Annotated in this window: 6 protein-coding genes; all 6 read right to left on the bottom strand. The window is 69.7% G+C overall.

The window, feature by feature from the left end; genetic code table 11:
* The coding region (locus AB4Z01_RS35615) for a hypothetical protein (protein WP_441701508.1) at positions 1 to 533 on the bottom strand (533 nt) is incomplete at its 3' end.
* A gap of 205 nt (positions 534 to 738) precedes the next feature.
* A complete protein-coding gene (locus AB4Z01_RS35620; RefSeq protein WP_441701510.1) occupies positions 739 to 1,146 on the bottom strand; it encodes a cupin domain-containing protein in 408 nt (135 codons plus the stop codon).
* 110 nt (positions 1,147 to 1,256) lie between these two features.
* Positions 1,257 to 1,679 (bottom strand): hypothetical protein, encoded by a 423-nt coding sequence (locus AB4Z01_RS35625; protein WP_441701512.1) that lies wholly within the window; start codon positions 1,677 to 1,679, stop codon positions 1,257 to 1,259.
* On the bottom strand, positions 1,679 to 3,340 hold the full coding sequence (locus AB4Z01_RS35630) for an NAD+ synthase (protein WP_441701514.1): 1,662 nt from the start codon (positions 3,338 to 3,340) through the stop codon (positions 1,679 to 1,681). The genes AB4Z01_RS35625 and AB4Z01_RS35630 overlap by 1 nt, the downstream gene beginning before the upstream one ends.
* A gap of 112 nt (positions 3,341 to 3,452) precedes the next feature.
* Entirely contained in the window at positions 3,453 to 6,371 is a 2,919-nt protein-coding gene (locus AB4Z01_RS35635; protein ID WP_441701515.1) for a DUF4781 domain-containing protein, read from the bottom strand.
* Between the two features lie 75 nt (positions 6,372 to 6,446).
* Positions 6,447 to 6,628, bottom strand: a 182-nt coding sequence (locus tag AB4Z01_RS35640; RefSeq protein ID WP_441701517.1) for a hypothetical protein, incomplete at its 5' end; no start/stop codon positions are given.

Raw genomic sequence — 6,628 nt, forward strand, 5'->3', positions numbered from 1 at the left:
GCGAGGCCGAGGCCGCAGGCCAGCCCCGCCATCACCGAGCCGGGCGGCCGGTCCTCGACCGACACCTCGTCGTCGTAGAGATCCTGTACCCGCTCCTCGAGCTCGGCATGCAGGGCGTCGACGCGGCCTTGATCCTCGACCTGATCCCAGATCATGCCGCGCAGCGCATCCTCGACCTCGCCGCGGTGGCGATCGCGGCGCACCTGGTGGGCGGCCGCGCGGTCGGCAGCCTGCGCCTTGTCGCGGGCGCAGAGATCGGTCGCTGCGCGGCCGCGCAGCGCCAGAGCCCGCTGCACCGTGCGGGCATGGCGGGCGAAGGCGAGGCCGTGATCCACGGCCGCCGGGGCATCGGCCCGGGACGCCTCGGGCTGCTCGGTCTCGGGCCGCTCGGCCTGGGCGATGGCCTTGGCGCCCTCCGCCTCGACCAGCCTCATGCCGATCTCGGCGATGCGCGTCAGCATCCCGATCTGCTGCAGCGCGAGGCTGCGGCAGTGGGCCTGGACGTCGAGATCGGAGTCCGCACCTCTTTCCATGGAACGTATCATGAACGAGATCGATGCGGGCGCGCAATGCACATTGCGTTTACAACACGTCCAGCCGATACGAGCGGCGCGCGAGTCTGGATCGCCGCGCCCCTTCGGGGCTCGCGATGACGGTGTGGGTTTGGCAAGCTGAAGTCATGAAGCGGGCACGCGGCCCACGCCGTGGGCCGGGCGCTGCCGGCCCGCGGCGCCCGGATCACTTGTGGATCGGGGAGGTCAGCACCGTCTCATCGGTGTCGACGACGAAGACGGCGAGCAGCCTGGCGGGCTCGGTGGTGCTGGCATTGGCGCTGACGGCGTGGCGGTCGCCCGGCATCTCGGAGAAGTTCTCCCCGGTCTTGTAGGTGACCACCGGCCCGTCATTGACCTGGCTGCGGATCGCCCCCTGCAGCACGGTGGCATAGATGAAGGCGGAGCTGGGATGGGTATGCGCCGGCGAGGAGCCGCCGGGCGCGTATTCCACCAGCACGCCCCGGAGGCTCTTGCCGGGGACGTTCGGCAGGGCGTGCTCGTAGACCAGCGTCACCTTGGCCGCGGTGTCGTCGGCCGAGGCCGCGCCGGCGCAGAGGGTCGCGACGGCCAGGGCGGCGAGGAAGCGCTTCATGATCGTGCCTTTCGGATCGACAGCGCCGGCACCCGGCCCGGACGGCCGGATGGGCAGCGCCTCATCCCCAAGACGAGATGGCGCGGGACGATGTGACGGGGGCAGCGGGATCAGGCGTCGGACGGAGTTCCGGGCGTGAAGGATACGCTGATACGCCGCGCGATGACGGAACCCTCGATCCCCGGCCCGCCGGTGCCACAGACGTTGTCCCATCGAATTTCAAAGCCGTCTTCCGCAACGGTGAGAAACAGATAGTGAATGGCTGTCGGCTCGTTGAAATTTCGGAGATCCACAGCTCGAATGTCTTCGAGGCTGAACGTCACGACGGCATGTTTGTCGAGGATGAAGTATCCACGTTCGTCCGTCCGATCGGTGATGCGCCAAGTGTGAATGCGAATCTCGCCCGGCCCGTCACTGGCAAGTCTTACCGACAGTACCAAGCCGTCGTGAAAATAGGGCGTGAACCCATACCAAGCGATGAGCTCAGCCCCACCGGGAATATCGGGTAGCGCTGACGGCGGGAGGCCGGACATCAGATCAGCCGCAGCGTCGAGTTGGTGATCGGGTAGCGGCGGTCGCGGCCGAAGTTGCGGCGGGTCAGCTTGACGCCGGGCGGGGCCTGGCGGCGCTTGTATTCGGCGCGGTCCAGCAGGCGCCACACACGCGCCACCGTGGCCCGGTCGTGGCCGCGGGCGACGATCTCGTCGACGCTCCGCTCCTCCTCCACCAGGCAGTTGAGGATGTCGTCCAGCGCGTCATAGGGCGGCAGGCTGTCCTGGTCGGTCTGGTTCGGCTTCAACTCGGCGGTCGGCGCCTTGGTGATGATCCGCTCCGGGATCACCCGTCCGGCCGGGCCCATGGCGCCCTCCGGATGGACCTCGTTGCGCCAGCGCGACAGCTCGTAGACCGTGGTCTTGTAGACGTCCTTCAGCACCGAATAGCCGCCGCACATGTCGCCATACAACGTGGCGTAACCCACGGACATCTCGGATTTGTTGCCGGTGGTCAGCACCATCTTGCCGAACTTGTTCGACAGCGCCATCAGGGTGACGCCGCGGGCGCGCGACTGGATGTTCTCCTCGGTGATGTCGGGCGTGGTGCCCTCGAACAGCGGCGCCAGCATGGTGTCGAAGGCCCGCATCGCCGGCTCGATCGAGATGCTGTCGAGGCGGGTGCCCAGCGCCGCGGCGCATTCCGCCGCGTCGTCCAGGCTGTCCTGGCTGGTGTAGGGCGACGGCAGCATCACGCAATGGACCCGGTCGGCGCCCAGCGCATCGACCGCCACCGCGGCCGAGATCGCGGAGTCAATTCCGCCGGAAAGTCCAATCAGAACACCTGGAAAGCCGTTCTTATTCACGTAATCTCTGAGGCCGAGCACCATCGCGCCATAGATCGCCTCGACGCCGTCGGGCGGGGCGATGCGCTCGCCCTCGACGCAGTCCCAGCCATCCTCGCCGCGGACCCATTCGGTGAGGGCGACATGCTCGCGGAACGAGGGCAGCTGGCGGCGCAGGGCACCGTTCCGGCCGATGACGAAGGAGGCGCCGTCGAACACCAGCTCGTCCTGGCCGCCGACCTGGTTGAGATAGGCCAGGGCCAAGCCGCTCTCGGTCACCCGGTTCAGCACGATCTGCAGCCGCTGGTCGGCCTTGCCGGCCTCATAGGGGCTGCCATTCGGCACCAGCAGCAGCTCCGCCCCGGTCTCCTGCAGGCACTCGACCACGTCGGGGGTCCAGATGTCCTCGCAGATCGGCACGCCGAGCCGCACGCCGCGGAACGGGATCGGCCCCGGCATCGGGCCGGGGGCGAAGACCCGCTTCTCGTCGAACACGCCGTAATTCGGCAAATCGTGCTTGAACCGGGACGCCGCGATCTTGCCGCCATCCAGCAGCAGCACGGCGTTGTGGACGCGGCCGTCGTCGCCGCGCCAGGGCGTGCCGACCAGCAGCGCCGGACCCTCCGCGGTCTCGGCCGCGAGCTCGCGCACCCCCTCCTCCACCGCGTCAAGGAAGAAGGGCTTCAGCACCAAATCCTCCGGCGGGTAGCCGCTGACCGCCAGCTCGCTGGCCAGCATGAGATCGGCGCCGGCGGCGCGGGCCTCGTCGCGGGCGCGGCGCAGCTTGTCGATGTTGCCGCGCACGTCGCCGAGCGTCGGGTTCAGTTGGGCGAGGGCGATGACGAGACGATCGGTCATGACGGGATCCACGGATAACGGTCGGGGCACCCTAGCAGCCGCCTGCGCCGGCTTGAAGGTGCTGCCTCCAACTTAATTCTCATGTTGAGAAAATCAAGGCGTTCGTGGCTGCCTATCCATGGTGGCCGAGCTTGGCCTCGGTGGCGGCGATGAACTTGTCGAGCATGCCCAGGGCCTCCGGCGACGGCTCGGATCCCATGTGCACCGCCACGGGGTCGGCGACGACGAAGCTGCCGTCCTCCTTCATCAGGAACTGAACGTCCCGGATGTCGATCTTCCGCATCTGCATCGCCAGCCTGATCCGCTGCAGGCTCAGCAGGCTGTTCTCGTTCAGGCGGGAGGTGTCGACGACGGTGTTGCCGGTGCGGTCCAGCATGTCCTTGCTGCCGGCCACGTAGCGGTCGACCAGCAGGGCCGGCCGTCCACCCACCCGGATCAGACCCAGCGGCCGCGCGACCGGCAGCCCGGCCTCGTCGAGCTGGTTGAGCATCGCCATCTCCTTGAAGCCGGAGATCGTCGTTTCGTCGTGTTTCGCGCTGCGGACGACCAGGACCGCCTTGTCGCCGAAGGCGAAGGCGGTCTTGAAGTCGCCGGCCCCGAGCCGCGGCCCGAGCAGGCCCCCGACGTCATCGATCCGATGCCGGGTGCCGTCCGGCTCCACCCGATAGAGGTCTCGGCCCTGCACCTCGACTTTCCAGGTCTGTGTCGACGCCGAGGGCTGCAGCGCCATCCAGCCGCCCGCCTGATGCCGGACATAGACCGGGGCCCGGGCGGCGTCGGCGAGATCCTGGGCGAAGCGCCGATCCCCGGCCGCGGTATCGGACATGTTGAGGACGATCGGCCGGTCGTGCCGGAACGTCGCATCCGCCTGAATCACCGCCTCATGCGCCGTCACGGCCGTGCCGTCGGCAAGGACGCCCTCGCCGCTCTCCGTCGCACGCCGGACATCGATGAAATAGAGATGGCCGACCTCGATCCCCGGCAGGTCGCGCAGTTCCCGCCCCGCCTTCGCTTTCCAGGTTTCGCGGCGCGGCAGGCCGGGCGGCGCGTCGAAGGGAACCTGCGGCCCATCGGCCGCTTCGGGGTCCCGGCCGGCGCTGTCCGTCACCTCGATCCGCGGCTGGTCGGCGGACACCCGGCCGGAGCGGCCGACCGCCAGGGTCAGGCCGCCCCACAGGGCGACGCCGAAGCCCATCTCCAGGCGCTGGCCGGGGGCGAGGTCGTCCCAGTTGGCGGCCAGGGTGTAGCCGGTGTTGGCCATGGCGGCGCCGTCCGCTGCCATCGCCGTGCCGTTGATGCCGGTCCAGACCCGGCCTGCCTCCCCTGTCTTGCCGGTTTGCGCCAGATACGCCAGGCGGCCGAAGGGCAGGACGCTGGCGCCGCCCGCCACGGTGTTGAACAGCGCCATGCGGTATTCGGGATTGTCCCACTGGTCGAGACCGCGCTCCTGCAGCGCCCCGGCCTCCTCCGCGCCGCGCCAGGCGAACCAAGCCCCGGCGCCGGCCGCCACTGCCGGCGCCGCGGTGCCGCCCGAACCGATCACGGTCAGCCCGCCCGCCACCACGCCGCCGAACAGCGCCGCCTTGTCCAGAGCCTGTTCGACATGCTCGCCGAAGCTGTCCGGCGTGCGCGGGGTGTTGCCGCTGTCCAGCACCGCATGGCCGTCCTTGCCACTCAGTTCGCCGTCGCGCGGATAGGTCATGTTGCCGGGCGGCAGCCGGTTCTCCCGCTTCCAGGTGGCGAAATCGGCATAGCGGCCGCCCTGGTTGTCGACGAAGCGGACAGCTCCGTCCTTGCCCTCGACCCGGAACAGCGGCAGCTGCACCGCGCCGCTGGCGCTGCTGGAGAACTGCACCGGCAGCACCGTGACCTTGGCTCCGCTCGGGTCGCGGATCGCAGCGGCGATCCTGTCGATGGTCTTGCCGTCCTCGCCCTCATGCTTGAGACCCATCGCCCGGGCGACGCGGCTCTCCAGCGTCTCCGCCCCGGCCAGCTCCATGCCGTGGCTCTGGCCCGCCTGCAGCGCCTGGTCGGCGGCGGCCTGCGCCATCGGCTTCGCCACCGCCGGCGAGGCCCAGGGGTCGCCGCCCGGGGAGCGCTGCAATACCTCCGCCGTGATCCCGCGGTGCTGCAGCACCAGGGCCAGCACCTGGCCCCGCGCCTCCGGCGTGGTCTTGCCCTGCTGCGGGAAGGGCAGTTGCTCGACCAGCAGCTTGCGGCCCTCAGGCGTCGCCAGGATCTCGCCCAGCCGCTCCCCCTCGCCCGGCTGGCCGAACGTCTTGGCCAGCGCCCGGCCCATATCCTGCGGCAGGCCCAAAGCGTCGAAATAGGTCTGCTCCCGCGACAGGGCGAAGGCGCTGAGCACGAAGCCGTCCCGCGCCTCGCCGGCCGGCGCATCGGCCATGGCGGAGACCGCCGAGGCCAGCGCCCGCGGCTGATGCGCCAGCATCGCAGCGAACGCCGAGGCCTGGTCCCGCGGCCGCGACCCGACCAGCGCCTGCAGCCCAGCCGTGTCCAGCTTGGCCGTGAAGTCCGGCCGCTCCGGATCGTAGCCCAGCGCCAGCACCGCCGCCTCGGCATAGCTCCGTGCGGTCATCAGATCCGGGTCCAGCTTCTCGTCGCCGCGCTTACCGGCCTGCAGCTCGACCGACCGCGCCGCCAGACGGTCCGCCACCAGCCGGGCCAGGTCCGTGTCGCCGCGCACCCGGCCGGCCAGGTCCTGCGCCGAGGACGCGCCGTCGCCCTGCCATTTGCGCAGCACCCGGTCGACCAGCCGCGCCTGCTCCGCCGCCGTCAGGTCGCCGAGGTCGCTGTCGCCCTGCAACGCCTTGGCCGCAGTCTCGGCGCCGTCATCCTTCCAGAAGCGCAGCGTGTGGTCCTTGACCTTGTCGCGGACCCATTCGTCGATCTCGCGCGCCCGCGCCGCCGGCACCGGCTTCTTCGCCCGCTCCACCGCCGAGGCGAAGCTCGCCTCCCCCGAACCGCGAAGCTGCGGCTCGCCCTCCCCACGACGCAACGGCGCCAGGCTCATGCTCTTTCCCTCCCGGACCAGTCGACGCGAAACACGGCGTTCTGGAAGAAGTTCCTAGCGTTCGATGCCACAGGGCTAAGCCAATCGGTGCAATGCAGCAAAAATCCGACATGAAGCCTTGTTTTCGTCACCCCCTTGGCCTGAAATCCAAGCCGGCACAAGGGAGTCGCCGATTTTATGCTGATCGAGCGCGAAGAGCCGCTTGACCGACTGATCGACTTGGCCCGGCGCGCCGCGGAGGGCCATGGCGGCACGGT

It is taken from the genome of Inquilinus sp. YAF38, assembly GCF_052113205.1.
GTDB lineage: Bacteria > Pseudomonadota > Alphaproteobacteria > DSM-16000 > Inquilinaceae > Inquilinus.